The 26,684-nt window shown below is 69.7% G+C and carries 25 protein-coding genes and 2 pseudogenes; 16 read left to right on the forward strand and 11 right to left on the reverse strand.

Translation table 11 applies throughout. The annotated features are described in order from the left end of the window. Positions 1 to 20: 20 nt before the first annotated feature. On the reverse strand, positions 21 to 1,712 hold the full coding sequence (gene cdgB / locus N6H00_RS18065; protein ID WP_268972785.1) for a diguanylate cyclase CdgB: 1,692 nt from the start codon (positions 1,710 to 1,712) through the stop codon (positions 21 to 23). Between the two features lie 354 nt (positions 1,713 to 2,066). Between cdgB and N6H00_RS18070 the strand changes: the two genes are divergently transcribed. After that, on the forward strand, positions 2,067 to 2,624 hold the full coding sequence (locus tag N6H00_RS18070) for a flavin reductase family protein (protein WP_268972786.1): 558 nt from the start codon (positions 2,067 to 2,069) through the stop codon (positions 2,622 to 2,624). 103 nt (positions 2,625 to 2,727) lie between these two features. Here N6H00_RS18070 and N6H00_RS18075 read toward each other — a convergent pair whose 3' ends face one another. Next, positions 2,728 to 3,201, reverse strand: coding sequence for a MarR family winged helix-turn-helix transcriptional regulator (locus N6H00_RS18075; protein WP_268972787.1), 474 nt, complete (start codon positions 3,199 to 3,201; stop codon positions 2,728 to 2,730). Between the two features lie 270 nt (positions 3,202 to 3,471). On the opposite strand from N6H00_RS18075, the gene N6H00_RS18080 reads away from it, so the two are divergent. The 5 genes from N6H00_RS18080 (at position 3,472) to N6H00_RS18100 (ending at position 8,691) form a co-directional block, all read left to right on the forward strand. Continuing rightward, on the forward strand, positions 3,472 to 4,221 hold the full coding sequence (locus N6H00_RS18080) for a DODA-type extradiol aromatic ring-opening family dioxygenase (protein ID WP_443073225.1): 750 nt from the start codon (positions 3,472 to 3,474) through the stop codon (positions 4,219 to 4,221). 81 nt (positions 4,222 to 4,302) lie between these two features. Further along, complete coding sequence (locus N6H00_RS18085; protein ID WP_268972789.1) at positions 4,303 to 5,238, forward strand: NADP-dependent oxidoreductase; 936 nt, start codon at positions 4,303 to 4,305, stop codon at positions 5,236 to 5,238. A gap of 150 nt (positions 5,239 to 5,388) precedes the next feature. After that, positions 5,389 to 6,750, forward strand: coding sequence for a PucR family transcriptional regulator (locus tag N6H00_RS18090; protein ID WP_268972791.1), 1,362 nt, complete (start codon positions 5,389 to 5,391; stop codon positions 6,748 to 6,750). Positions 6,751 to 6,941: 191 nt separating this feature from the next. Next, on the forward strand, positions 6,942 to 7,436 hold the full coding sequence (locus N6H00_RS18095; RefSeq protein ID WP_268972792.1) for a flavin reductase family protein: 495 nt from the start codon (positions 6,942 to 6,944) through the stop codon (positions 7,434 to 7,436). A 40-nt stretch (positions 7,437 to 7,476) separates the two neighbouring features. Beyond that, on the forward strand, positions 7,477 to 8,691 hold the full coding sequence (locus N6H00_RS18100; RefSeq protein ID WP_268972793.1) for an acyl-CoA dehydrogenase family protein: 1,215 nt from the start codon (positions 7,477 to 7,479) through the stop codon (positions 8,689 to 8,691). Positions 8,692 to 8,724: 33 nt separating this feature from the next. On the opposite strand, the gene arfB is transcribed toward N6H00_RS18100, so the two are convergent. Beyond that, positions 8,725 to 9,153 carry an alternative ribosome rescue aminoacyl-tRNA hydrolase ArfB gene (arfB, locus tag N6H00_RS18105; RefSeq protein ID WP_268972794.1) on the reverse strand — a complete coding sequence of 143 codons (429 nt, stop codon included), beginning with the start codon at positions 9,151 to 9,153 and terminating at the stop codon, positions 8,725 to 8,727. Between the two features lie 195 nt (positions 9,154 to 9,348). Between arfB and N6H00_RS18110 the strand changes: the two genes are divergently transcribed. Beyond that, positions 9,349 to 9,924 carry a TerD family protein gene (locus tag N6H00_RS18110; protein ID WP_268972795.1) on the forward strand — a complete coding sequence of 192 codons (576 nt, stop codon included), beginning with the start codon at positions 9,349 to 9,351 and terminating at the stop codon, positions 9,922 to 9,924. A 139-nt stretch (positions 9,925 to 10,063) separates the two neighbouring features. Here N6H00_RS18110 and N6H00_RS18115 read toward each other — a convergent pair whose 3' ends face one another. Both N6H00_RS18115 and N6H00_RS18120 read right to left on the reverse strand, forming a co-directional pair. Then, the gene (locus tag N6H00_RS18115; protein WP_268972796.1) at positions 10,064 to 10,228 is read right to left on the reverse strand and encodes a hypothetical protein; all 165 of its coding nucleotides are present in this window, start codon (positions 10,226 to 10,228) and stop codon (positions 10,064 to 10,066) included. 66 nt (positions 10,229 to 10,294) lie between these two features. Then, positions 10,295 to 11,635: a tetratricopeptide repeat protein gene (locus tag N6H00_RS18120; RefSeq protein WP_268972797.1), complete on the reverse strand. Its 1,341-nt coding sequence runs from the start codon at positions 11,633 to 11,635 to the stop codon at positions 10,295 to 10,297. Between the two features lie 1,147 nt (positions 11,636 to 12,782). Between N6H00_RS18120 and N6H00_RS18125 the strand changes: the two are divergent. Then, positions 12,783 to 13,228, forward strand: a pseudogene (locus N6H00_RS18125) (glycine-rich domain-containing protein). Positions 13,229 to 13,310: 82 nt separating this feature from the next. Further along, entirely contained in the window at positions 13,311 to 14,165 is an 855-nt protein-coding gene (locus N6H00_RS18130) for a protein kinase domain-containing protein (RefSeq protein WP_268972798.1), read from the forward strand. A 214-nt stretch (positions 14,166 to 14,379) separates the two neighbouring features. On the opposite strand, the gene N6H00_RS18135 is transcribed toward N6H00_RS18130, so the two are convergent. Further along, complete coding sequence (locus tag N6H00_RS18135) at positions 14,380 to 15,372, reverse strand: aldo/keto reductase (protein WP_268972799.1); 993 nt, start codon at positions 15,370 to 15,372, stop codon at positions 14,380 to 14,382. A 200-nt stretch (positions 15,373 to 15,572) separates the two neighbouring features. On the opposite strand from N6H00_RS18135, the pseudogene N6H00_RS18140 reads away from it, so the two are divergent. Next, positions 15,573 to 15,803, forward strand: a pseudogene (locus N6H00_RS18140) (protein kinase domain-containing protein); the annotation flags it as partial. A 106-nt stretch (positions 15,804 to 15,909) separates the two neighbouring features. Here the strand turns inward: N6H00_RS18140 and N6H00_RS18145 are convergent. After that, positions 15,910 to 16,506 (reverse strand): TetR family transcriptional regulator, encoded by a 597-nt coding sequence (locus N6H00_RS18145; RefSeq protein ID WP_268972801.1) that lies wholly within the window; start codon positions 16,504 to 16,506, stop codon positions 15,910 to 15,912. A gap of 102 nt (positions 16,507 to 16,608) precedes the next feature. Here N6H00_RS18145 and N6H00_RS18150 point away from each other — a divergent pair, with 102 nt between their 5' ends. From N6H00_RS18150 to N6H00_RS18175, 6 genes are all read left to right on the forward strand, one after another. After that, positions 16,609 to 17,655, forward strand: a complete 1,047-nt coding sequence (locus N6H00_RS18150) for an NAD(P)-dependent alcohol dehydrogenase (RefSeq protein WP_268972802.1) — start codon at positions 16,609 to 16,611, stop codon at positions 17,653 to 17,655. Positions 17,656 to 18,193: 538 nt separating this feature from the next. Continuing rightward, the gene (locus tag N6H00_RS18155) at positions 18,194 to 19,813 is read left to right on the forward strand and encodes a M4 family metallopeptidase (protein ID WP_268972803.1); all 1,620 of its coding nucleotides are present in this window, start codon (positions 18,194 to 18,196) and stop codon (positions 19,811 to 19,813) included. Between the two features lie 117 nt (positions 19,814 to 19,930). Then, entirely contained in the window at positions 19,931 to 21,016 is a 1,086-nt protein-coding gene (locus N6H00_RS18160) for an S-(hydroxymethyl)mycothiol dehydrogenase (RefSeq protein WP_268972804.1), read from the forward strand. Next, the gene (locus N6H00_RS18165; protein WP_268972805.1) at positions 21,016 to 21,654 is read left to right on the forward strand and encodes an MBL fold metallo-hydrolase; all 639 of its coding nucleotides are present in this window, start codon (positions 21,016 to 21,018) and stop codon (positions 21,652 to 21,654) included. The genes N6H00_RS18160 and N6H00_RS18165 overlap by 1 nt, the downstream gene beginning before the upstream one ends. 91 nt (positions 21,655 to 21,745) lie before the next feature. Further along, the gene (locus N6H00_RS18170) at positions 21,746 to 22,243 is read left to right on the forward strand and encodes a hypothetical protein (protein WP_268972806.1); all 498 of its coding nucleotides are present in this window, start codon (positions 21,746 to 21,748) and stop codon (positions 22,241 to 22,243) included. A 213-nt stretch (positions 22,244 to 22,456) separates the two neighbouring features. Next, positions 22,457 to 22,768 (forward strand): hypothetical protein, encoded by a 312-nt coding sequence (locus N6H00_RS18175; RefSeq protein ID WP_268972807.1) that lies wholly within the window; start codon positions 22,457 to 22,459, stop codon positions 22,766 to 22,768. A gap of 159 nt (positions 22,769 to 22,927) precedes the next feature. On the opposite strand, the gene N6H00_RS18180 is transcribed toward N6H00_RS18175, so the two are convergent. From N6H00_RS18180 to N6H00_RS18195, 4 genes are all read right to left on the reverse strand, one after another. Then, positions 22,928 to 23,662: an IclR family transcriptional regulator gene (locus N6H00_RS18180; protein WP_268972808.1), complete on the reverse strand. Its 735-nt coding sequence runs from the start codon at positions 23,660 to 23,662 to the stop codon at positions 22,928 to 22,930. Between the two features lie 13 nt (positions 23,663 to 23,675). Continuing rightward, positions 23,676 to 24,434, reverse strand: a complete 759-nt coding sequence (locus N6H00_RS18185) for a thioesterase II family protein (protein ID WP_268972809.1) — start codon at positions 24,432 to 24,434, stop codon at positions 23,676 to 23,678. A 162-nt stretch (positions 24,435 to 24,596) separates the two neighbouring features. Beyond that, positions 24,597 to 25,406: a helix-turn-helix transcriptional regulator gene (locus N6H00_RS18190; protein WP_268972810.1), complete on the reverse strand. Its 810-nt coding sequence runs from the start codon at positions 25,404 to 25,406 to the stop codon at positions 24,597 to 24,599. A gap of 119 nt (positions 25,407 to 25,525) precedes the next feature. After that, positions 25,526 to 26,254 carry a helix-turn-helix transcriptional regulator gene (locus tag N6H00_RS18195; RefSeq protein ID WP_268972811.1) on the reverse strand — a complete coding sequence of 243 codons (729 nt, stop codon included), beginning with the start codon at positions 26,252 to 26,254 and terminating at the stop codon, positions 25,526 to 25,528. Positions 26,255 to 26,684 lie beyond the last annotated feature (430 nt).

Raw genomic sequence — 26,684 nt, forward strand, 5'->3', positions numbered from 1 at the left:
TCCGGCCCGGCGGCAGCGCATCATCCGGCCCGCCGGCGCTCCTTGGAGCGGGACCGCTTCTCGATGTACATCCGCTGGTCAGCGGATTGCAGCACCTCTTCGGCGGACATTCCGCAGCCCGCCCAGCCGATGCCGAAGCTGGCCCCCACCCGGACGGCCCGGCCGTCCACCCGGATGGGCGGGGTGATCGCGTTGCGCAGCCGCACCGCCAGGTCCTGGGCGTCGGCCCGGCCGAGGCCGTCGGCGAGGACGACGAACTCGTCGCCGCCGAGGCGGGCGACCGTGTCCCCGTCCCGTACGCCGTTGCTCAGCCGGCGGGCGACCTCGATGAGCACGGCGTCGCCCGCGTGGTGGCCGAACCGGTCGTTGATGGACTTGAAGCCGTCGAGGTCGCAGAAGAGCACCGCGAGTCCCTTGTGACCGTCGTCGGCGGCGGAGTCCTCGTTGGGCGGGATGACGTGCACATGACCGTCGAACGGGACGCTGTCGGCGGGGGGCGGGGTGCCGAAGCACTCGAAGTCGTCGAAGCCGTGGAGACGCCCCGCCGCGTCCACGTAGACCCCGCCGCCCATGACGCCGCCGTCGGGCGAGGCGGCCTCGTCCTCGTACCCCCCGCCCGGCTGCGGCGGCGTGGCGCACAGCCGGGCGGCGAGGCGGGCGCGCAGCTCGGCGCTGTTGGGCAGTCCGGTCAGGGAGTCATGGCTGGCGCGGTGGGCGAGCTGGAGCTCATGGCGCTTGCGCTCCTCGATGTCCTCGACATGGGTGAGCAGGAAGCGCGGGCCGTCGGCGGCGTCGGCCACCACCGAGTTGCGCAGCGAGACCCAGACGTACGAACCGTCGCGGCGGGCCAGCCGCAGCTCGGCGCGGCCGCCCTCGGCGGAGGTGCGCAGCAGGGTGCCGATGTCCTCGGGGTGGACGAGGTCGGAGAACGAGCAGCGGCGCATCGCGGAGGCGGGGCGGCCCAGCAGCCGGCACAGGGCGTCGTTGGTGCGCAGCAGCCGGCCGTCCTGATCGCCGCCCATCTCGGCGATGGCCATACCGCTGGGCGCGTACTCGAACGCCTGCCGGAAGGACTCCTCGCTGGCGCGCAGCGCCTGCTGCTCGCGCTCCAGGCGCAGCAGGGCGCGCTGCATGTTGCCGCGCAGCCGGGCGTTGCCGATCGCGACGGCGGCGTGGAAGGCGTACACCTGGAGGGCTTCGCGGCCCCAGGCGCCGGGGCGGCGGCCGTTGCGGGGCTTGTCGACGGACAGCACGCCTATCAGCTCCCCGCCGGAGGCGCCCGCCGCGTAGAGCGGGGCGAACAGGCGGTCCATGGGGTGCCATTCGTCGGGGAAGCGGGGCGCGGGGCCGGGCGTGTGCCACTGCGGGACGTCGTCGTCGTCCAGGACCCAGCCCTCGCTGTACGGAATGAAGCGCAGATCGCCCCAGCGGTCGCCCATGGCCAGCCGGCGCTCCCAGGAGGAACGGGAGCCGACCCGCCCGGCCATCAGCGCCTCGGCGCCCGGACTGCCGCCGACGGCGGCGACGACGAGGTCTCCGTCGGGGCGGACGAGGTTGACGGCCGACAGCTCGAAGCCGAGTCCGGCGATGACGCCGTCGGCGACGGCCTGGAGCGTGTCGGCGAAGTTGCGGGCGGTGTTCAGATCGGCGACCACCTGGTGCAGCTGCCGCAGTGTCGCAAGGCGGATGTACGGCTCCGACTCGGTCTCCATAGCTCGCACTCCCCCGAGACCTCGACAGCAAACTCCTGGCTTCTTGTCGTCCGATTGCCACGGCCACTGAATCACAGCGAGCTGCTCACTCGGTACACAGGGTCAACAATTACTGCCTGCTGTGACTTATGTCACAGACCGTATTCGCTCCTTCGACAGAGCGTATGGGAGCGCTCCTAGTTTTTGTGATCGCAAATCCCGGAACGATCACGCCTGGTCATACAAGGTGGTCGCGCGAAGGACCGAACCCCGCCGGGGGCCGCCCGGCCGCACCCGGCCTACGGCCGACGGCTGAGCCGGGCATGGTTCCGGCGCCCGATGCGGGGAGCGGGCGGGGGCGTCTAGCGTCGAGGTGTGTGCTCTACGACGCCTTCCACCCCAGCCGAGTCCGCCGTCCCCCATGCTGGTGGGGTGAGTGAGGACGAGTTCCGCGCCGCGCTGTCACGGTTCACCGCCGGTGTGGTGCTGGTCACCGCGCACGACCCGGAGGAGGGGCCGCGCGGTGAGGACGTCGGCATGACGGCCACCGCGTTCATGTCGGTGTCACTTGACCCGCCGCTGGTGATGGTGAGCGTTCGCAACGGTTCCCGGATGGACGAGCTGCTGGAGCGACAGCCGCACTGGGCGGTATCGGTCCTGTCGGACGCTCAACGGCACATCGCGGGACGATTCGCCATGAAGGGGCGCATCAGCGACAGGCTGCTGTTCCAGGACATGACCGTGGCGCGCGGAGCGCATACGGACGCCCCGCTCGCGGTGGGCGCGCTGGCGACACTGGAGTGCCGCACCGAGCAGCGGGTGACCGCCGGGGACCACACGCTGGTGGTGGGACGGGTACTCGAGGCGTCGGCACCGGCCGGGGAGGGCGGACCGCTGACGTACTACCGGGGGCGCTACCGCACCCTGGGCTGAGGGCCTCACCAAACACGGGGCCGGGGTGCCCGGGGAGCGGCTGAGACGCAACCGGATACCGCCGGCCGATAAGGCTGACGGAAGACCCGACCGAAGCCGGCGCTCAGCGTTCTTCGAGTTCCCGACGCACGGTCGTGGCTATGCGGGCGAGCGCGGTCCCGAGGTGGCGGCGCTGGGCGGCGGTGAGCGGATCGAAGACGAGCCGCTTGACCTGTGCGACGTGCTCCGGTGCGCTCTCGACGAGCTTCTGCCGACCCGTGTCGGTCAGAGTCGCGAGGGTGTACCGGCCGTCTCCGGGATCGGGCCGGCGGGCGACCCAGTCACGGGCCTCGAAGCGGTCCATCGTCTTCGACAGGCGGGGCTGGGTGCTGTCGCAGTCCCGGGCCAGATCGCTGAGCCGCATCGTGGCCCCGTCGGCCATGGACAGCCGGGCCAGCACCCCGTACTCGAAGTTGGAGATTCCCGACGTTCGCTGGAGCTGACGGTCGAGGGCCGCCGGCAGGGCGATGACGACGGTGAGGAGCGCCTGCCACAGGTCCTGCTGGTCGTCGTCGAGCCAGGGTGACTGGGTGTTCATAAGCCTCATCATACTTGCCCAGGCAAGTGGCATCACTTGCCTGGGCAAGTGCGAACGGGTTACGGTTTCGCTTGCCCAGGCAAGTCAAGAAACTTGCCTGGGCAAGCGAAGGAGTCGATTTCGATGACCCCCATGAGCAGCCTGACCTCCCCGGACAGCCCGGGTTCCCCCGTTCCATCACCCCTTCCGGCCGCGGCGTACGACGACCTTCTGGCCCGGGTTCTGCCACAGGCGCGCCAGCAGCGGGCGTGGCACCCGTCGGACGGTCCTCTGCCCAGCCTTTTCGTCAGTCACGGGGCCCCGTTCACCCTCGATGACCCGCTCTGGCTCGGTGACCTCTTCGACTGGGCGCAGTCGATGCCCAAACCCCGGGCGATCGTCGTCGTCTCGGCTCACTGGGAACAAGCCCCGGCCGCGATATCCGGAGCCGCCGCCGGTACCCCGCTCTATTACGACTTCAGCGGCTTCCATCCCCGCTACAAAACCCTTCCCTACGCGACCCCGGACGCCACCGACCTGGCGCGCAGGCTCACGGGCCTGCTGAGCCCGACGCCGGTGCACAAGTTCGCGGACCGCGGTCTCGACCACGGCGCCTTCATCCCGCTCATGGCCATGTATCCCGCGGCGGACATCCCGGTCGTACAGCTGTCGATGCCCAGCCTCGCCCCCGGCGCCCTGCTCGAGCTCGGTGCGCGCCTGCGGCCCCTGCGCGAGGAAGGCATCCTCGTGCTCGGCTCGGGCTTCATGACGCACAGCTTCGCTGTCTTCCGGCACCCAGAACTCGCCGCGGCCACCACGGCCTTCGACACGTGGGCCGTTGACGCCCTCGCCCGAGGTGATGCCGACGCCCTTGTCGACTACCGCTTCAAGGCACCCGGTGCCGCCATCGCCCATCCGTCGGCCGAGCACTTCGTCCCGTTGCTGGTTGCCGTCGGTGCCGCCGATGACCCCGCCAGCGCCGTGAGCGCCATCGACCGCATGGTGATGGGCAACTCCACCCGGTCGGTGCAGCTGACCTGAGCACCTTGGCGTGCTTCCCGTTCCCGCCCGATCGCCTCACTCCCTTGGCGACGGCATCAGCAGATCCAGGAGGAAAGTGTCATGAAGGCAATGCGTTTCCACGAGTTCGGCGGCAGTGAGGTCCTGCGCTACGAGGACGTCGACCGTCCGGTTCCCGGGGCCGGGCAGGTGCTGGTGCGGGTGGCGGCCACCTCGTTCAACCCGGTCGACGACCACATCCGCGCCGGTGTCCTGGCCGAGATGATCCCGATCGCTCTCCCGTACGTGCCGGGGATCGATCTGGCGGGCACCGTCGATGAACTCGGCGCGGGCGTGTCGGACGTCCAGGTGGGTGACCGGGTGGTGGCGATGCTGCCCCTCGACTCCGCCGGGGGCGCCGCCGAGTACGTCGCCGTCCCGGCCGAGTCCCTGGCCCCGGCGCCCCGGACGATCGAGCTGGCCGACGCCGCCGCCCTGCCGCTGACCGGCCTGTCGGCCTGGCAGACGGCATTCGAGCTGGCCGAGCTGAAAGCCGGTCAGTCCGTCCTGGTCAACGGGGCAGGGGGCGCGGTGGGCAGCCTCGTGGTGCAGCTCGCCGTCGACGCGGGAGCCCAGGTGACCGCGGCGAGCACGCCACGGCACGCCGACCGCCTCCGCGGCTACGGCGCGCACCGGGTCGTCGGACCTCTCGACCTCGCCGCGGGTCCGGCCGCCGTGGGCGGCCCGTTCCAGGCCGTGGTGAACCACGTGCGGGTCTCCCCGGAGGAGCTCGCACAGCTGACGGCCTACGTCGCCGACGGCGGAGTCGCCGCGAGCACGGCCGGCCCGATTCCCGAGGACCCCGCCCGGGGAGTGCGCAGCGCCAACCTGTGGGTCCGCAGCGACGGAGCGCAGCTGGCCGAGCTGGTCGGCAAGGTGGACGCCGGCAAGCTCGCACTCCACGTCGCCGCCCAGCGCTCGGTGGCCGATCTGGCCGCCGTTCACGAAGACGCCGCCGCCGGGCGGCTGCCCGGCAAGACGGTCGTACTCGCTCCCTGACCGAACCCGGCCCGGCCGCCCGGCCGTGCTCGGCACCAGGCCGGTGGGCCGTGCCCCGGTCCTATACGGCGGGTACGGCTGGTTCGGCCCTGCCGTGGGCCGTCCCCGACGCAGCTGCCGAGGCTGTCGCCATGTCCGAGGGAGGACGGTGTGACCGAGACCGGCCGGAAACGGCTGCGGCGGGCCTGGCTCGCACGACTGGCCCCGCGGGGCGAGGTCGATCTCGACCGAGCGGCATGCCCGCGCACGGTGATCGAGGACGCTGTCGCGCGCCTCGGTCCAGGCCCCGTGCGCTGGGCGATCGAGCTGAATAACCTGGTCGTGCGACAGATCGTCGCCGAGGTGCCGCATCTCGGCGGGAGCCCGGCCGCGGTCGAGCTGCTCCGTCGTGGCAATGAAGCGACCACCTTGCGGGCGCTGTCCACTTTGCTGGACAGCGCCGCCGCCCCGCCCGTCGGTGAGGCGACGCTGGAGGGCATCCGCGAGTTCGTCCACCGGGCCATCCCACTGGAACGCGTGTTGCAGGGGGTCCGGGTCGGGCACGCGGCAACCACCGAGGCGTTCTTGCGGGCCTGCGCCGAGCTGGTCGATCCGGACGTGGCGGTCGACGAGGTCACGTCGGTCTCCCGCGAGCTGTTCAGCTACGTCGACGACCTCTCTGACGCCATGATCCGCGCCTACCTCGCAGAGTATGAGGCATGGCGCACCAGCGCGGCCGCGGCACGGGCCGACCTCGTGCGTTCCCTGCTGAGCGATGCCGCGTCGGCGGACGCCGACGAGGCGTCCCGTGCCCTCGGCTACGACCTGCGGCGCACGCATGAGGCGGTGGTGGTGTGGTCGGATTCGCCGGACGACGGCTCCGCGCTTCAGGCGGCGGCTGTGGAGGTGCTCCGGGTCCGGGGGGCCACGGCGACGCTGGCCGTGCCCGTGGCCGCGGGGCGGCTGTGGGCATGGGGCACCGTATCCGCGGACCGCACGCGATCTCCGGACGGCACACACCAGGCCGGTTCGTGGGAGACCATCGCGGAGATGCTGTCCCGGCGGCAGGTCCAGGCGGCCTTCGGCACCCCGGGCGTCGGCGTCGCGGGCTTTGCCCGCTCGCACCGCGAGGCCCGGCGCGCGGAGCGGGTCGAGCGGCTGCGGCGCGAGGCGGGGCGGGATGCGCGGCACGCCACCGCCTACGCCGACGTCGCCGCCATCGCGCTCCTGGCCACCGATCTCGAGGCGGCCGGTGACTTCGTACGACGAGAGCTCGGCGCCCTCGCTGAGCGCGGCGAGGCGATGGCGGCACTGCGGACCACGCTGTACTCCTACCTCGGCGCCGAGCGCAGCCTCATGGATGTCGCCCGACGCCTGCACGTGGCGAGGGGCACCGTGACCTACCGCGTGAAGCGGGCCCAGGAGGTGCTGGGACGCGACCTCGACGACCGCCGCTTCGCCCTCCACACCGCCCTGGCACTCGCCGAGGAACTGGGCGACGCGGTCCTCCTGCCCCGCGACATCCAGCGGTGAGCCCGGTGTGGGGGCGCGGACCGGACCGACACGGCAGGCCGGTAAGCCCGCAGACCAACGGAAGAGCGGCATTCTCCGCCGGCAGACCAAGCGGCCGCCTGACAAGCGGAGTTGACTCGGTGCTGCCGGACGCGGCGAGGACGGGACCACGCGTTACGGCACACCGATTCCAGCACACCGGGAGGCAGGCAATGATCGACCAGGAAACCTTCGTCGAGCTGATGAGCGGGGTGTGTGCCCCGGTCACCGTGGTGACGGCGATGTCCGCGGACGGACGGCCGCACGGCAGCACCGTGTCGAGCTTCGCCTCGCTCTCACTCCACCCCCCGCTCGCGAGCTTCGCGCTGGACCGCTCCTCGGGGCTGCTGCCCCACCTGCGGCCGGGGGCCCGGGTGGGGGTGCACATCCTCGGCGCCCACCAGCAGGAACTGGCGTCGGCATTCGCCCGCCGGCACCAGGGGCCGGGCTCGAAGTTCGACGGCCTCACCTGGACCGTCCGCGCCGGACTGCCCTACCTGCCCGAGTCCGCCGGCTGGACCGCGGGGCGCGTCGGACGCCACGTGGACGGCGGCGACCACGTCCTGCTCATCATCAGCCTTCAGGAAGCCGAGTCGACCGCCGCGGCCCCGCTGGTCTACGCCCGCCGGACCTACGGCACCCACTCCGGCCTCGCCATGGCCGGCTGACCCGCTGTCCCATCCCTGACCCGACACGGAAGTGACGACGATGAGCACCATCACCGACCTACCCCGCACCACCGACGCCGCGCGCACCCTGCGGGCCGACCTCGTCGAACGCGCCGCCGCCCTGCGACCACTGATCGCCGCCAACGCCGATGCGACCGACCGCGAACGGGCGGTGCCCGCCGGGAATATCGACGCCCTGGCCCAGGCCGACCTGCTCTCTCTGATGCGGCCCGCCCGCTACGGCGGCCTTCAGACCGACTTCCGCACCCTGCTGGAGGTCAGCCGCGAGATCGGACGCGCCTGCGGCTCCACCGCCTGGCTGACCTCCCTGCTCAACGCCAACGCCTGGTTCGTCGGGCTCTTCCCCGCGCAGGCCCAGGACGACGTCTGGGCCCACAGCCCCGGCGCCCGGGTGGCCGGTGTCGTGACCCCCTCGGGTACCGCGCGCGTGGTCGAGGGCGGATACCGGGTGAGCGGGCGCTGGGCGCCGGCCTCCGGGTGCACCCACGCCGACTGGGCCGTCCTGGGGGTCACCCGGCCCGACGCCGAGGGCACGGCGGACGCCGTCGGCATCGTGCTCGCGCCGATGTCGGAGCTGACGATCGAGGACACCTGGTACGTGGCGGGAATGCGCGGGACCGCCTCGCACACCCTCGTCGGCGAGGACCTTTTCGTGCCCGCTCACCGCTTCCACTCCGTACCCGACGCCATCGATGGCCGCTACGCCACACCCTTCACCGACGAGGCCCTCTACCGCTCACCCTTCGTGCCCACCACCGCGCTGGTGCTGACCGGGCCCCAGCTCGGGCTGGCCGCCGCCGCCGTCGATCTCCTGATCACCAAGGCCCCGCAGAGGGGGCTGACCCTGACGCACTACACCGTCCAGGCCGAGGCACCCACGATCCAGCTCGCCGCCGCGCACGCGGCCTCGCACGCCGACTCCGCCCAGCTGCACGCCTACCGCGCCGCCGACGACATCGACCAGGCGGCGCGAACCGGGGAGTACCCCGCCTACGACACCCGGGCGCGGATGCGCATGGACGCGGGCAGGGCCGCGGTCCACGCACGCGAGGCGGTCCGCACCGTGTGCTCGGCCCAAGGCGCCTCGAGCTTCGGCGAAGCCAACCCGCTCCAGCGCATCTGGCGCGACATCGAGACCGCAAGCCGGCACGCCGTCCTCAACCCCGAGGTCGCCGCCGAAATCTACGGCAAGTCACTGCTCGGCATCCGGGGCACGGTGTCCGCGCTGGTGTGAGCGCGGTCGGCCGCCGCACCGCCGTACCAGGGCCTAGACCCACCCGCGCCCCGAACGTCCCCGCTTGGTCTCACCGCGCTGCTTCTTCTCACGCAGCCGCCGCTCGTTGATGCCCCGGGGAATCCGGGTGGGGCGGCGCGGCTTGGGCGGTGGCGCGGTCGCCTCCGCGAGCAGTGATGCGAGCCTTACGGCGGCCGTCTCCCGGTTGCGCCACTGCGAACGGTGCTCGGCGGCCCGTACGGTCACCACCCCGTCCACCAGGCGGCCCGCCAGCCGCTCCAGCGCGCGCTCCTTCCACACGGGCGGCAGCGCCTCGGTGCGGGCGAGGTCGAAGCGCAGCTCGACCTGGCTGTCGCTGGTGTTGACGTGCTGTCCACCGGGCCCGGAGGAGCGCGAGAAACGCCACATCAACTCGGCCTCGGGCAAGCAGACCGAACCTCGGATGACATAGGGCGCGGACATGCCACCATGGTCGCGCGCCGACCCCGATGGCGTCATCTTCTTATCCGGTCCGGTCATCTCGTCGCACCAGGCCATCAGGGTTTGGCAAAGAAAGTAAAGGGAGCTGGAACCTGTCGGTGTGTTCGTGGCGTTGTGGAGGGTGACGACGGCTTCGCCCGTCGCCTCGGACCATCGAGACCACGAAAGGGACTCCCCATGGCTGTAAGCCTGTCCAAGGGCGGCAACGTCTCGCTCACCAAGGAGGCACCGGGCCTGACCGCCGTCACGGTCGGCCTCGGCTGGGACGTCCGCACCACCACGGGCACCGACTTCGACCTCGACGCGAGCGCCATCGCCGTGAACGCCAACGGCAAGGTCTACTCCGACCAGCACTTCGTGTTCTTCAACAACAAGTCCACGCCGGACCAGACCATCGTCCACACCGGTGACAACCTCACCGGCCAGGGCGAGGGCGACGACGAGCAGATCAACGTCAACCTGGCCGGTCTGCCGGCCGACGTGGAGAAGATCGTCTTCCCGGTCTCGATCTACGACGCCGAGTCCCGCAGCCAGAACTTCGGTCAGGTGCGGAACGCGTTCATCCGCATCGTCAACCAGGCCGGCGGTACCGAGATCGCCCGCTACGACCTGAGCGAGGACGCCGCCACCGAGACCGCCATGGTCTTCGGCGAGCTGTACCGCAACGGCGCCGAGTGGAAGTTCCGCGCCGTCGGCCAGGGCTACGCCTCCGGCCTGGTCGGCATCGCCCAGGACTTCGGCGTCAACGTCTAGAGTTGCCCTACTGACCTGCGAAAACCCGGGTTTAGGCAGTACTGAGTCAGCACAGAGCCAGCACGGTCCAACCTGGTCAGCACGAAGACCCCCCAACTTTCCCTTGGGGGGTCTTCGGCATGTGTGGGTCAGGGAGCGGCTAGGCGGCCTGTGCGACCTCTTCCCGACCGCTCGGGGCGCCTCCCTTGATGACCGTCATCTGTGGCCGCATGGCCGCTTCCATGGCCTTCCGGCCGCGCTCCCAGGACTCCGGGACCAGATGCCCGTAGGTGTCGGCGGTCACCTGGATGGACTTGTTCTCCATCAACCCGTTCCGCGATCTTCTCTAATAAACAGCTTAGCTAGATGCCCAGAACAAGCAACCACGCTCTTATGCGATGAGAGACGCAGGCGTGACTACTCGTGCGCGTTCGTAAAGCTCCCGTGCCGCATGGTTCTTAAGGTAAGGTCGAATACGAGAATGCATATTTGCGATACTTCGGTCACACTGACCTGATTGCACTTGGGGGTAGATATCCACGACCTTTTCCCAAGTGGCGCATGCGGCTTCGAGGTGGCCAATCTCTAGTTGGCGCTCGGCGAGCATGGATAGGTAGCGCACCCGGTTTCGACGGAATGAGTGGTGGCGCAGCTTATCGGATTCCTCCAGTGCCACAATGGAGCCGCGAACGTCGCCCAGTTCGTATCGCACCTGACCAATATGGTACGTAAGCGATGAGGGATTATACGAACCGAACGTTTTCGACCGAGATTCAGCCTTTTCCATGGCAACCTCGGCCTCTTTAAGGTAACTAAGGGAATTCTTGCGTTCGCCAAGTTGCGCAGCGGCGTGCGCCTGTTGACCCGCGAGGAATGCGCGCATCCTCGGTCCCGCGTTGGGGGATGCAGCAGCAGCGGAATTCGCTAGCTTCATGGCTTCCCGGCCGTGGCCTAGGTCAACAGCTTGAACGCTCATTCCCCGCAGCGTGGTGCAATAGGTTAGGTGATCCTCTGAGGACCCGGCCAATTCCAAAGCCTTCAAATAGTACTGCTGCGCCAATCCGTGAACCCCCTCATCCACAGCCATGTATCCGGTGAGGTAACACAGATCTGACGCTGCCGACATCATCTCTTTACGGACCGCTTCCGTAGCATCGGCGCGGAGGTATGGAGTAACCGTATTGACTAGGAATGCAGCGGCCATGGGGCGTGCGTGTCGGCCACCGAACTGATCATCAAGCTCTGAGATCCGTTCGGTCATGGCCACGACCGTATGGACGTCAGGCATCCCGATGCGCTGCACTTTCCCTGTCTGAATGGCTTCCATCCGGCCTACAACGTCCGGCCAATTGGGCACAGTCAACGCGACAGAGAAGAGGCTCACGCCAAGGACACTGCGGCGCGAAGGGTCCATGTCCTGCCTCCCCAAGTCGATCAACGCCTCAACGGTACTCAGGCGTGCGTTCGACTCGTCGGCAGGCAGGGGGAACCCTGCCTCAGTGTGCGTGATCGGTCGGCCCAGCTTCCGGGCGAACGCCTCCAAGATCAGCGGTCGGGCAGCCTCTTTCGGCATGTGCCCCTTAAGCCACTGATGGGCGGACGGCTCCCGGTACTTCTGTGGCGTTCCGCGTTCGGTGCCAATGCGGTTGACCTCCTGGACGAGCTGCCGCAGTGTCCACCCGGTCTCTCGAAACAGCCGTTCCAGACCCTCGTTCCGCTCCCGCTCACTCACGACACGCTCAACTCCCCAGTAAAGCAGGCGCTTAAAGCTCTTAAAAACTGCCGCTCTTGCCACGGTACCGCGATGCGTAGTGGAGCGGTTGCCTAGAGCGAGAAGGACCCCCGCAACCGTGCGACCGGTCCGGGGGAATGGCCAACGCTGCGAAGGAGCGTCAACATGAGAGAGCGTATCGCCCGATCCATGAGGCCGTGGCCGCGGAGGTTATTCCCCGCCACCGGTCGCCATCGGACAGTCGATACCTCAAGGTCCGCACCGGGTGCCGGTGCCGTGCCCGTACCCGCCCCGGCCTGCGTGCCTGTCTGTAACGCAGACACGCCCACGCTTCAGCTCCCGCGCATCGCGGCCGGAGAACGCTTCCCGATCGCTTGGGACACCGACCCCGTGCCGTTGTACGTCATCCGGCACGAGCGGCAGCAAGCCTTGGGGGTCTCGCGGTGAGCGCGATCGAGCCTCCGGCCCAACCGCAGGAGGCACAGCAAGACGCGCCCAAGTCCCCGACTCAGCAGGAGTTGGACGAGCGTGCGGACGCCCTGCATCAGAGGATTGACAAGCACCTTGGGCGCGGAGGGCTGACCCGATGACCTCATGTGCCACGTGCACCCGGCTGAAGCAGGAGAAGGCCAAGGCCATGGAAGCCGGTGACTACCGGCTTGCCGCTGATTGCGAACTGAAGATCCGGCACCATCCGGACGGTCACACGATGCCTCCGTTCGGACCTCGATGGGGGTGGATCGGATGAAAGAGCCGAGCCCGTACAAGGGGCCCCAGCCGGGCGAGGAGGCTTACGACACCGCCACGGGGCGCCTGGGCGTTCTTCAAGCCGTCTGTGACGTCGATGAACTCATCTTCGATCACCAGATGCCGGGCCCACTCGTCGCGTTCCTCCGCCCCCAGAGGGGCGGACAGGAGTGGATGACTGACTCCAGGAACGTCCAGTTCCCCAATGAGGCACGGGCGCATCCCGATTCCGGCGGCGAGTAGCCCTGACGCATCCCATGACTCCACCCGCCGGACGGTGTTGATTCCCGCCTGGTGGGTGGGTGAACCCCCGCCCCGATCGTTCGCAACAGGAAGGGCTGGCGGTCGGGGCGGGTCAGCAAGTGCCGTGCACCACTCCAACCAGGGAGGGATTACACCAATGACAGCAGTAGTGAACGACCAGCGGACCGGCCGCTCACTGGTCAGCGAAGAGTTATTCGGCAGCCTCGCCCACTTCGTGGCCACCCACAACGCGCAGACCCCGGAGCGGGCCGAGCGCATCGCCGACCAGGCGGTCGCGTTCCTCGCGACCGTGGCCACCGCCACCGTGCCCATGGTCCCGTCGGACGACGTGGACATGGGTCTGCACGCCTTCATCCTGCACACCAAGGCGTACGGGGAGTTCTGCGACCAGCACGCCGGGCGCTTCCTGCACCACAACCCGGCCCCCGGTGGTGCGGGCGCACCCTGGAAGCCATCACAGCCGGCGCGCACGCCATGAAGGCAGCGGGCTTCATGGTCTTCGATGACCTGTGGACCGTGAACGGCGAGAACGCCGCGCAGTGCGATTCCGACTGCGGACGACCGTACGGACAGGCGGAGTAATCTCCGGCCGGTGATGTGAGACAGGGCCGCCCCTCGGCACATGCTGAGGGGCGGTTCGCTCCTCTGGAGAGGATCAGAATTCGTGGCCGAAGCAGCGTCGTACGAGATCCCCACCCACGTCTTAGAGACGCTGGTGGCTTCAGGAAGGCGGCTCGTACTCGACCGGCGCGGGTCAACTGTTTGGGAGGTCGAGACGCAGCAGGGCCGGTATGCCGTGAAGCTCGGCTACCCAATCAAAGCAACAAGCGAATGGGAGGCTCAGGAATGGACGGCCCTGGCCCCCGCCCGCGAGGGCGCGATCTTGCAGCAGCTCAACAGGGGCAACGTCAGCTACGGCGAATGGGAACACGGAACCTGGAACATCCAGCCCTGGCACCAGGGCGCCAGCCTGTACGACCTGTGGCAGCCACACCGCGCCGAAGGGGCCTCATCAGAGCCCGACCTAGGCGAAGCACTGTCGTGCGCGGAAGCCGTAGCCGCATTGCACGCCACGGGGTGGGCACACGGGGACGTCCAACCCGCACACCTGATCATCAGCGATGAGGGAACAGCGCTCATTGATCTCGCGCTGGCCCATGGCGGAGACATCCCCATCGCGTATGACTTCAACTATCGGGGCTGTCTCGTCCACTACGAGAGCCCGGAGATCTCCCGGAGCGTGCTGGAGACCGGCACGGCCACCCCGACCATGACAGCGGACGTCTACGCCCTTGGCGCCTCACTCTTCATCAGCGCGACCGGACTGCGCCACGTCGCGTACCCGGACGACGCCAGCCGCAAGGATCAGCGGCAAGCCATCGTGGACGGACCGCACCGCCCGGTGAACGTGGCCGGAGTGCTCGGCAAGCTCATCGAAGCCATGCTCAGCCCCGATCCGGCCGACCGGCCAACGAGTGCCGAAGTCTGTAAGGAACTGAGCAGCGGGTGGAGCATGTAGGCTCTGACCTGCCAGTTTGGCAAGGACTAGCAGGGGTGCTACGGAGCCCGCGCATGTACGGTATGGACTTCGGCGTCAACGTCTAGCGTCGCGCTCCGGCTGACCTGGTCGGCACGAAGAGACCCCCCAATTCACCGCTGGGAGGTCTTTCGTTGCAGGAAGAGGACGCTGCCGTTCGTGCGGTGACTGCGGTTTCAGGAGTCAGAACAGGCTTTCAGCGGCCGAACCGTGACTGCAACTGCTCAGGGACACGTTCGCCCTGGATCCGGATGTTGGCCGCGGCCTCTTCGATCCGATGCAGGTCGCCGGTTGTCAGCTCGACGTCGAGTGCGCCCAGGTTCTCTTCCAGGCGGTGCAGCTTGGTGGTGCCGGGGATCGGCACGAACCACGGCTTCTGCGCCAGCACCCAGGCGAGAGCGATCTGGGCCGGCGTGGCTCCTTTGTCGTCGGCAATCTGCTGTAGCAGGTCGACCAGCACCTGGTTGGCTTGCCGTGCTTCAGCGCTGAAGCGCGGAAGCAGGCGGCGGAGGTCGTTGTCGGCCAGCGACGTGCTGGAATCAATCTTGCCGGTCAGAAATCCTTTGCCGAGCGGGCTGTAGGGCACCAGACCGATGCCCAGTTCCTCCAAGGTCGGAATGATTTCGGTTTCGTGCTCGCGCATCCAGAGCGAGTACTCGCTTTGCAGTGCCGTTACTGGCTGCACGGCGTGGGCGCGACGAATCGTCGCGGCACCGGCCTCGGACAAGCCGAAGTGCTTTACCTTGCCTTCGGCGATCAGCTCCTTGACCGTGCCGGCCACGTCTTCAATGGGCACGTTGGGGTCGACGCGGTGTTGGTAGAGCAGGTCGATGCATTCGGTTCGAAGACGCTTGAGCGAGGCCTCGGTCACTTGGCGGATCTGCTCGGGCCTGCTGTCGACCCCGGACATCGGGGTCGGCCCGTGCTCGCCGTGCTTGATTCCAAACTTGGTGGCGATCACCACCTGGTCGCGGACCGGTGCCAGCGCCTGACCGACCAGGTCCTCATTGGTGAACGGGCCGTAGACTTCGGCAGTGTCGAAGAAAGTCACGCCATGGTCAACGGCCGCCCGCAGCAGCTTCGTCATCTCGGCTGTGTCTTGTGGCTGACCGTAGAAGAAACTCATGCCCATGCAGCCGAGCCCGAGAGCCGAGACTTCGAGGCCTTGCCCTAGTTTGCGTTGTTGCATCAGAGATGCTCCTGGGATATCGATCGTCCGGCTCCCGCTGATTTCGTGTTGAGCCGGGAGCCCGTATAGAAGTCAGGCAGCCTTCCGGGACGCCGGCGAGACCCCAGTAATACAGGCATGCCCTCAACGCTATGGCCTTGGAGTGCACTCCAAGCAAGCGGAACAGGTAAGAGGCGTTTTCTCCCGTCGTCTCATCCCGAATGAGCTTGTCATTCAACGGCGGCCGTAGAGGGCGCCGTGCCCGCGGCGGTGTTCCGGCCAAGGCCGGGGCGTTCTCGGAGGACTCGGTGTGGCCGCCGGCAGCCGGGCTGGTCGAGGCGTTGCAGGCCATCCACGCCAAGGGCCTGCTCCACCGTGATCTCAAGCCGTCGAACGTGTTGCCGGCCGCGGACGGCCCGCGCGTGATCGACTTCGGGATCGCCCGCGCGATGGACGCCACCGTGCTGACCGGAACCGGCGCGGCCATCGGCACGCCCCGGCTTCATGCCCCCGGAACGAAGCGCCGGGGTGAGCCGCCTCGGGCGGTTGGGCCCGTTGTCACTCCTGCGGGGGGTGGGTGGCGGCCGGGTGGAAGGCGGCGGACACCGCTGTGGCGAGGGCCTGCTTGCGGCGGTCGTGGTCCGCGGTGGGGTCGTCCGGGCGGGCGGTGGCGTGGAGGCCGGACGGGGACCAGGTCAGGGCCATGGCGGTGACCAGGGCGAGGACGTCCGGCGGTGCGATCGCGGCGATGACGCGGCCGGTGCGCTGGGCTTCGGCGATCGCGCTCAGTTTGGCGGCGCCCACCGATGACTCGGTCACCGAGTCGTCGGTGGCGACGCCCTCCATCTTGGCCCAGGTGGCCAGGCGGACCAGTTCCGGTCGTGCGACGGCGGCGTCGTACAGCCGCACGGCGTACCGGGGGAGGTCGTCGGCCGTGAACGGCACGGCGTCGACCACGGCGTCGGCGTGCAGGCGGAAGACGGCGCGGAAGAGGCCGAGTTTGTCTCCGAAGTAGGCGTACAGCTGGGCCTTGTTGACGCCCGCGGCGGCCGCGATGCGGTCGACCCGGGCACCGGCGATGCCATGGGCGGCGAAGTCGGTGGTGGCCGCGTCGAGGAGGCGGCGGCGGGTGGCATCGCTTTTCCGGGGGGACACGGGAGTCAGGTTACCAACTGGTTAGTTGCTATCGCCGGACGGTGGTGCGTAGGCTCGGCATTTCCGAAACCAACTAGTTAGTTAGAAACGAGGTGGCGGCGCATGACGGTGCGCGCTTACGCGGTGGAGCGGGCCGGCGGCCCCGTTCGGCGGTACGAGTACGAGCCGGAACCCCTGGGCCCCCTGGAGGTCGACGTCGCCGTGACGCACTGCGGCGTCTGCCAGACCGACGTCGGCGCGGTCGACGACGCGTATGGCATCTCCCGGTTCCCGGTGGTCGCGGGGCACGAGGCGGTCGGCGTCATCGAGGCCGTGGGCAGCGCTGTGGACGGCACCCGGCTGGCGGTCGGTCAGCGGGTGGGGGTGGGGGCGACGGCCGGGGCGTGTTTCGCCTGCGCGTGGTGCCTCAGCGGCCGGCAGCACCTGTGCGCGGAGAAGGACGACCTGGTCCTGCGTGGCGTCGGGGGCGCGTTCGCCACCCGCGTGCGCGCGGGCGACTGGCGGTATGTCCACCCCCTGCCCGACGCCCTCGCCTCCGAGCACGCGGCACCGCTCCTGTGCGCCGGGATCACGGTGTTCTCGGCGGTCGTACGGTACGGGGTCCGGCCCACGGACCGGGTCGCCGTGGTGGGGGTGGGCGGACTGGGCCATCTGGCGCTCCAGTTCCTCGCCAAGTGGGGCTGCCATGTGACGGCCATCTCCACGACGGCCGCGAAGGAGGACGACGCCCGCCGGTTCGGCGCCCATGAGTTCGTCGTCGCGGATGACCTCCTCCAGGGGGACGGCGGCCCCCACGCGGACGGCGGACTCCAGCGGGGCTCGGGCTCGTTCGACTTCATCCTCTCCACCGTCTCGGCCGATCTGCCGTGGGACGCGTATCTCGCGGCGCTGCGCCCCCACGGAACGCTGTGCGTGGTCGGCGTCCCCCACGGAGCGCTCACCATCAACCCGTTGAGCCTTCTGCTGGGCGAGAAGCGGCTCGTCGGCGGTCTCGTGGGAACACCGAAGGAGACCCGGCAGATGCTGGACTTCGCGGCCCGGCACGACATCCGCCCCACCGTCGAGGCCTTCCCCGCCGCGCGCCTGGACGACGCGCTCGACCACGTCCGCCACGGCCGCGCCCGCTACCGCGCGGTGGTGGAATTCTGACCGGGCGGCCCAGGGGCGCGGTCCGCCGAAACGGCCCCGTCCGGCCCGCCGGAGGGACGCGGCGGCGCACAGGCACCGCATAGATCGACTTCTCGTCGCGTACACGGCAAAACCGCGCCCGCCTCGCCCTGCGCGGCCGCCGCGCGGCCCGCCACGCTCCCCACCTGCGCGATCAGCGCGGTTCGACCCCGGGTGGCCGGAGGGCCGCCGCGGTGGCGCGGGCATGACCTAGAGGGATAAGTCGGCATCAACTACCTGTTGTTGCCTCATGCCTCGCTGACCGAATTCGCCCCTACTTGAACAACGGCGAGTCAAATTCTTGTTACGCACCTATCCGAATCGATCGGTGGGATGCCAATCTCTGCTCGGCTCGCTGCGCGTCAGCTGACTCCGCGGTAAGGGCTCAGGCACCACGACGCGCACCACCGCACCACGCGCACCACTCGCACCACTCCTGCTCGACCGGGCGGCCCACCCATGGCCGTCCGCACCCCCTACCCAGGGCCGCGACCCGGCGGCCCCAAGGCAAGGAGACCGAGTGAGACCCATCGCTTCCTCCCCCCGCAAGAAGACCGTCCGCGCGGCCGCGTTCATCGCCTCCGCCGCCATGGTCGTCATCGGTGTGCAGACCGGCCAGGCCAGCGCCCAGCCGGAGCGCTCCCGCGAGGCGGGCGCCACGGCGCTTTCGCTGACCCCCGCCGAGCGCACCACCGCGATCGAGGCGGCCCAGGCCGACGCCTCCGCGCAGGCCGAGTCCCTCGGGCTCGGGGCCAAGGAGAAGCTCCTCGTCCGCGACGTCATCAAGGACGCGGACGGAACCGTTCACACCCGCTATGAGCGCACCTACGCGGGGCTGCCCGTCCTCGGCGGCGACCTGGTCGTCCACCAGAAGACCAACGGCACCCAGTCCGTGGACAAGGCCACCAGCGCGCGCATAGCGGTCAAGAGCACCGACGCCGCCGTGACCCCCTCGGCCGCCTCCGGCACCGCGCTGAAGGCCGCGCCGAAGGCGACCACCGGCGAGAAGGCCAAGTCGCCGCGGAAGGTGGTCTGGGCGGCCACCGGCACGCCCCTCCTGGCCTGGGAGACCGTCGTCACCGGGACGCAGGCCGACGGCACCCCGAGCGAGTTGCACGTCGTCACCGACGCGAGCACGGGCGAGCAGCTCTCCCAGTGGGAAGCCGTCAAGAACGGCACGGGCACCAGCAAGTACAGCGGCACGGTGACCCTGGGCACCACCAAGAGCGGCTCCACCTACAGCCTCACCGACGGTGCGCGCGGCAACCACAAGACCTATGACCTGAACCAGGGCAGCTCGGGCACCGGCACCCTGTTCACCGACGCGGACGACGTATGGGGCGGCGGCCGGCAGACCGCCGGCGTCGACGCGCACTACGGCGCGGCCGAGACCTGGGACTTCTACAAGGAGTTCCTGGGCCGCAACGGCATCAAGAACAACGGCGTGGGCTCGTACTCCCGCGTCCACTACGGCAACAACTACGTCAACGCGTTCTGGCAGGACTCCTGCTTCTGCATGACCTACGGCGACGGCTCGGGCAACGCCAACCCGCTGACCTCGCTCGACGTGGCCGCCCACGAGATGAGCCACGGCGTGACCGCCGCCACCGCCAACCTCAACTACAGCGGTGAGTCCGGCGGTCTCAACGAGGCCACCTCCGACATCTTCGCCTCCGCGGTGGAGTTCTACGCGGGCAACTCCTCGGACGTCGGTGACTACCTCATCGGCGAGAAGATCAACATCAATGGCGACGGCACCCCGCTGCGCTACCAGGACAAGCCCAGCAAGGACGGGGCGTCCCGGGACTACTGGTCCTCGTCGCTCGGCAGCATCGACGTCCACTACTCCTCCGGGCCCGCCAACCACTTCTTCTACCTGCTGTCCGAGGGCAGCGGCGCGAAGACCATCAACGGCGTGAGCTACAACAGCCCGACCTACGACGGCTCGACCGTCACCGGGATCGGCCGGGACAAGGCCATCAAGATCTGGTACCGGGCCCTGACCACGTACTGGACCTCGACCACCAAGTACGCGGGCGCCCGCACCGGCACCCTCAGCGCCGCGGCCGACCTCTACGGCTCCGGCTCCACCGAGTACAAGGCGGTCGCCGCCGCCTGGACCGCGATCAACGTGAAGTAGGACCGTAAGCCTTCGATCAGAAGCGGTCATGGGCCGCACCGGGGAACCGGTGCGGCCCATTCCCGCCATGCCCGGTCATCCCTGTCGTAGCCGCTGATCAGCGCTTACGCTGCTGCCATGACTCAACAGGTACGCGGCGTGGTGGCCCCCGGCAAGGGCGAGAAGGTCAGGATCGAGACGATCGTGGTGCCGGACCCCGGCCCCGGCGAGGCGGTGGTGAAGGTCCAGGCGTGTGGCGTCTGCCACACCGATCTGCACTACCGGGAGGGCGGGATCAACGACGAGTTCCCCTTCCTGCTCGGCCACGAGGCGGCGGGCGTCGTGGAGTCCGTGGGCGACGGCGTCACGGAGGTGGCCCCGGGCGATTTCGTGATCCTCAACTGGCGGGCGGTGTGCCATGAGTGCCGGGCCTGCCGTCGCGGCCGCCCCTGGTACTGCTTCAACACCCACAACGCCGGCCAGCCCATGACGCTGACCGACGGCACCGCGCTGACCCCCGCGCTGGGCATCGGCGCGTTCGCCGAGAAGACGCTGGTGGCCGCCGGTCAGTGCACCAAGGTCGACCCCTCGGCCTCGCCCGCCGCGGCCGGGCTGCTCGGCTGCGGGGTGATGGCCGGGATCGGCGCGGCGATCAACACCGGCAACGTCCAGCGCGGCGACTCGGTCGCCGTCATCGGCTGCGGCGGGGTCGGCGCCGCCTCGGTCGCCGGGGCGCGGCTGGCCGGCGCCGCGAAGATCATCGCGGTGGATCTGGACGAGCGGAAGCTGGACTGGGCCCGTTCGCTGGGCGCCACCCACACCATCAACGCCAAGAGCGCCGACGTCGTCGAGGCCGTCCAGGGGCTGACCGACGGCAACGGCGCCGATGTCGTCATCGAGGCGGTGGGCCGCCCCGAGACCTACCGGCAGGCGTTCTACGCCCGTGACCTGGCCGGCACGGTCGTCCTGGTCGGCGTCCCCACCCCCGAGATGAAGCTGGAGCTGCCGCTGCTGGACGTCTTCGGGCGCGGCGGGGCGCTCAAGTCCTCCTGGTACGGGGACTGTCTGCCGTCCCGCGACTTCCCCATGCTGATCGACCTCTACCAGCAGGGCCGCCTCGGCCTGGACGCGTTCGTCAGCGAGACGATCGGACTCGAGGACATCGAGGAGGCGTTCGCCAAGATGCACCGCGGTGAGGTGCTCCGTTCGGTGGTGAACCTCTGATGACCCCTCCGCCCGTACGCGTCGACCACCTCGTCACCTCCGGCACCTTCTCGCTGGACGGCGGCACCTGGGAGGTCGACAACAACGTCTGGCTGATCGGCGACGACCACGAGGTGTACGTGATCGACGCCGCGCATGACGCCGACGCCATCGCGGACGCGGTCGGCGGCCGCCGGCTGCTCGGCATCATCTGCACCCACGGCCATGACGACCACATCGACGCGGCCCCGGCGCTCGCCGACCGCACCGGCGCGCCGATCCTGCTGCACCCGCGGGACGAGGTGCTGTGGCGGATGCGCCACCCCGACCGCGCCCCGGACAAGCCGCTGGCCGACGGCGACGTGCTCACCGTCGCCGGCGCCCAGCTGCGGGTGGTGCACACCCCCGGCCACTCCCCCGGCGCGGTCTGCCTGCACGCCCCGGCGCTGACCACGGTCTTCTCCGGGGACACCCTCTTCCAGGGCGGACCGGGCGCGACCGGGCGCTCGTACTCGTCCTTCCCCACGATCATCGAGTCGATCCGGGAGCGGCTGCTGACGCTGCCCCCCGAGACGGTGGTCCGCACCGGCCACGGCGACTCCACGACGATCGGGGACGAGGCCCCGCACCTGGACGAGTGGATCGCGCGGGGACACTGAACGGCACGCGTCGTGTGCGCGGGACCGGCGGGCGCGAGGGCGGGGCCGCCCTCCGGCCGGCGGCCCCGCGCCGCATGACACCATCGGCCCTGTGATCGACCTGGGCTACTCCCTCTCGCGCCGCTTCCCGGACCCCCCGCAGACGGACTACCGGACCGCTGATGTGCGCGCCCTGCGGCACGACCTGTTCTGCGGGGACGTCTACATCGCCGATACGGACACGGACCGCGAGCTGTCCACAGCCTGGGGATGGGTGCCGGTGCTCGACTTCGCCTGGGCGCTGTGCGACATCGTGGAGCGGCTGGACCGGGACCCGCGCGGCAGCCGTTCCGCCACCGCGATCCACGCGGATCTGGACTTCACCGAGTCGACGGACCGGATGCTCTTCGAGCGCCGCTTCGGCTGGGTGGACATCACCGCCGACTGGGTGCCGCTGGAGGAGGCTCCGCTGACGTTCCAGCACGCGGCGCTGCGCCGGGAGGCACGCGACTTCCTGCACGATCTGATCGCCGATCTCGTCGATATGCACGAGGGGCTCGGCGACAACCCCGTGGTGTGGGGCCTCCAGTCCCGCTTCCCCCGGGTCTGACCCGGCGCACTGTCAAGAATTCTATTTCGATGCCACGTCGCCCGCTCCCGACCGCACAATACGACCAGCATTACCGTCTGCGGCGTCCCCCACCCGTTGAACAAGGGCGATGACGGGCGGTATTCCATGCTGGTTCCGCGGCCGCAGGCGTGCGTCCGCATGAAAACCGGGGAGGAAGCATTGGAAACGAATACGACGGAGATTCTGGCCAGAATGGAACGTGACTACACGACCTGGCTGGAGCAGGGGGGCCTGAGCCGGATGGTCAGTCTGGAGGGCCGTGATCTGACCGATCCGGCCGTGTTCGCCGAGGTGATCAGCGAACTGGCCCTGGAGCCGCACCGCGCGGAATACGCCGGGTCCCTGGCGGGCCACTCGCTGATGAGCGACGCCAGCGCCCGCTGGGCGAGTCTGGTGGGCACCTTCATCAACGCCGTGCACAGCGACACCTTGGACGCCCTGCGCGCCGAGACCTCGGTGATGGCGGCGAGCCTGGACGGCGGCCACGCGGGTGGCTGCGGCTGAGCGGTCGCATGGCAGCGGCATCCGTTCGGCGGCCGTCACACGGTGGCCGCCGAACGGTCCGCCGGCCACGCCATCCCGCGGACCGCGGACCGTCATCCCACACGCCCCGCCGGGCGATCCCTGCCCGGCGGGGCGCTTTTGGTGGTGCGGGGCGGGCCGTCAGCCGCCCGAGAGTTCGGCGAGCCGGACGGCCGCGTCGATCGTCTTGGCCCCGTACTGCCGCCCGGGGTGCCGGGTCACCCGGCTGACCGGCCCGGACAGCGACACGGCGGCGATCACCTGCCCACCGGGGCCACGGACCGGAGCCGCGACGGTGGCCATGGCGGGCTCCCAGCCGCCGAAGCTCTGGGCCCAGCCGCGGCGGCGGACCCCGGAGAGCACCGACGCGCTGAACCGGGCCCCGCGCAGGCCCTCGCAGAGCAGCTCGGGCTCGTCCCAGGCGAGCAGCGCCTGGGCGACCGCCCCGGACTTCATGGGGAAGGCGCTGCCCACGGGCACGCTGTCGCCCCCGGCGGGCGTCTCGGCGGAGGCCACGCAGACCCGCAGCTGCCCCCGGCGCCGGTAGAGCCGGGCGCTGGCGCCGGTGCGGTCGCGCAGCTCGGGGAGCACCGTCTCGGCGGCGAGCAGCAGCCGGTCATGGCGGGCTTCGACGGCCATGTCGCCGAGGCGCGGGCCGAGCGCGAACCGCCCGTCGGGGTCCCGGGCCACCAGCCGCAGCCGCTCGAGGGCGAGGGCGAGCCGGTGCACGGTGGGGCGCTTGAGACCGGTGACGGAGACGAGGGTGGCCAAGGTGGCCGGGCCCGCCTCCAACACCCCCAGCAGCATCGATGCCTTGTCGAGTACGCCGACTCCGCTTTCCGGCCGGAGGGGCGTGGTTACCGTCGCGGTGGCCATGGCAGTCAGTTCCTCAGCCGAGGTGTGCGGCCAGCGTGCGGACCAGGACGTCCTGCTGCTGGACCAGGTAGAAGTGGTCGCCGGGCAGCACCGTGAGGTCGAAGCCGGCCGGGGCCACGGCGGCCCAGGCCCGCATGTCGGCCACGGTGATCCCGGGGTCGCGGTCGCCCACGTGGGCGCGGACGGGGCAGCTCACCGGAGTGGCGGCGCGGGGGCCGTAGGTGCCCACGGCCTTGAAGTCGGCGCGGATCGCGGGCAGGACGAGTTCGCGCAGGTCCACATCGTCCAGCAGCGCGGTGTCGGTGCCGCCCAGCCCCCGGACCTCGTCCAGCAGGGCCTGGTCACCACGGAGATAGGTGTCCTTGGGGGTGAGCGCGTGGGGTGCCTTGCGGCTCGACACGAAGAGCGCGTCGGGCCGGATGCCGTGCCGGGTCTCCAGCCGCAGCGCCACCTCGTAGCCGACCGAGGCCCCCATGCTGTGGCCGAAGAGGGTGAGGGGCGTGTCGGCGAACGGCAGCAGGGCCGCGGTGATCTCGTCGGCCAGGGCCTCGACGCTGTCCAGGGCCGGTTCCTCCAGCCGCTCCTGGCGGCCGGGGTAGCGGGTGGCCAGCACCTCCACCCCGTCGGCGGTCCCCGGTCCGGCCAGGGCGGTCCCCCAGCCGTGGAAGAAGCTCGCGGAACCCCCCGCGTGGGGCAGGCAGACCAGCCGCCTGTGTGGTGTCCCCCCGGTTCCGTACCTGCGGAACCATCTGCTGTCGATGCCGACGGTCATGACTGTTGTGCCTCCCCGTTGAGAGGAATCCGTGATTCACCATACGGACCGGACAGCCCCCGAATTCCCCTGTTCCTGTCTAGCGGCGGCCCTCGGTATCCCGCAACGCCTCTTCATGAAGCTGCCATCGACCTGGATAGCCCGGTGCCGCGCGCAATTCCCTCATCGTCGCGGACTGGGTGACCGGGCCAGCAGAAGGCCCAGTTCAGCGGCGCGCACACCGGCCTGGAATCGCGAGGTGGCGCCCAGCAGGGACATTATCTCGGCCACATATCTTCGATAGGTCCGCACGGAGATGGCGAGTTCCCGTGCGGCGACCTCGTCGGTGACCCCGGCGCGCAGCCGCTCCAGAATCTGCTGGGCGATTTCCGTACGGGTCCGGTCCCCGAAATCGATACGGTCGGCCACCACCACCGCGTTCCGCCACACGCCGTCGAAGAGCGCGCGCAGCGGCCGGATCACCCCGACCGAGCCGGTGGCCGAGGCGCGGCGGCCGGCCGCCGAGTCGGCGCAGACCAGGGCCTGTTCGTCGTCGGCGATGACGGCGGCGAGCGCCGGTATCCGGGCCACCCGGGTCTCGACCCGGGGCTCGGCGGCGTACGCCGTGACGAACCGCCAGTCCAGGGTGCTCGGGGTGCACAGCAGCCGCACCGCGAGGCGGTCGCCGCCGTCGGCCGACAACCGCTCGGTCAGGGCCTGGTACACGGCCCGGGAGTAGCCGTGCTCGGCCGCGAGCACCACATCAACGCGCGTCACCGCGTCCGTCACCAGCCGTGCCGCCGCTTCCACGGCGATATGCGGAACGTCGATGACACAGACCCGCGCGTCCCGGTGCAGCCGGTCCCGTCGGCGCACCACGGTGGACGCCAGAAGGGCGCTCACTTCCAGGAGTTCCTGCTCGAATTCGTCGCCGACGCGGACCGGTGCCAGGCTGACGTCGCACTGGCCGGTACCGGACGTCCGTTCGGACATGACGGATGACACACCACTCACCCCCGTGTGAGTTCGTCCGGCGGAATCGGCCACCGGACGTGTTGTTCAGTCGGACTGTCCCGTTGTTCGGTCAGACCGTCCTGCGGACCGGCGGCGGATCAGTCGCCCGCCGGCAGTAAGCCCAGCTCGACCGCGCGCACCCCGGCTTGGAACCGGGAACTGGCCCCCAGGCCGCGCATGATCTCGGCGACATGGCGTCGGTAGGTGCGCAGTGACACCTCGACCTCCCGGGCCGCCACGTCGTCGGTGTACCCCTGACAGAGCCTCTCGAGGATGCGCCGGACCGACTCGGTCCGCAACCACTTGTCGATCCACTCATGCTCGGCCAGCGGTACGGCGCTCCCCCACGCGCCCGCGAACAGCAGGTCCAGCGTCCGGACCAGGGCCGGGTCCTCGATGACGGAGACGACCTCCTCGCCGCGGCTCTCCACGCGGGAGCGGACCATGGCGATCCTGCCGTCCACGATCAGGGTGTCCGCGAGCGCCTCCGCCACCCGCACCTGCACCTGCGCCTCACCGCGCTCGACGGCGGCGCGCACGGCGGACTCGCGTAAGGACTCGGGCGTGCACAGGAGACGGGCCGGTATGCGCTTACGGCCGCCCACGGCAAGCCGCTCCATGGCCGCGCCGACCACCTTCGCGCGCTCTCCCCCGTCCGGCAGGGCCACGCTGACGCTGTGTTTGGCCTGACCGATCAGGACGTCCACGGCATTGGCGACGGCGGCCTCGTCGCGGTCCAGTGTGATGACGGAGTTCCGGGCGGTGCGGCGGTGCAGATTCACCGTGGACACGATCAGCTCGCGGGCCTTGAGCAGTGCCGCTTCCACGCTGTCGGCCGATCTGACGTCGGCCGGTCTGACGGAATCGGAAGCCTTCGATGGACCTGTCATGCCTACCCCCCGAACGGAACGCACAGCGTGATCCACGGGATGCCGAGAGACTGCCCCAGCATTGGTTGACCCTTAAATTTATTACCGACGTACAGGGCCGAACCAGGAGGGAATCGCCTGAACATCCGAGCAGAACTCCGTGAAGCGGAAAAGCTGCGGAGCGCTAAACACATTAACAAGCGGCTCGCGGCCGAGGTTAGTTTGGGCGGCGCATCACCGTCAACGCGCCCAAGAGCGTAAAGAGTTGGCAAAGATACCCGCTTATCCGGAATGCCGCCTCCCGCCGCCCCGTCCGGCGTCCGCCTTGTCAGGAACTTCCCCGCCCGACCGGAAACTGTTCCCCGACCCCCTGCCCCTCGGCCACCCT

Origin of the sequence: Streptomyces sp. S465 (genome assembly GCF_026898115.1) — a bacterium.
Classification (GTDB): Bacteria; Actinomycetota; Actinomycetes; order Streptomycetales; family Streptomycetaceae; genus Streptomyces; species Streptomyces luomodiensis.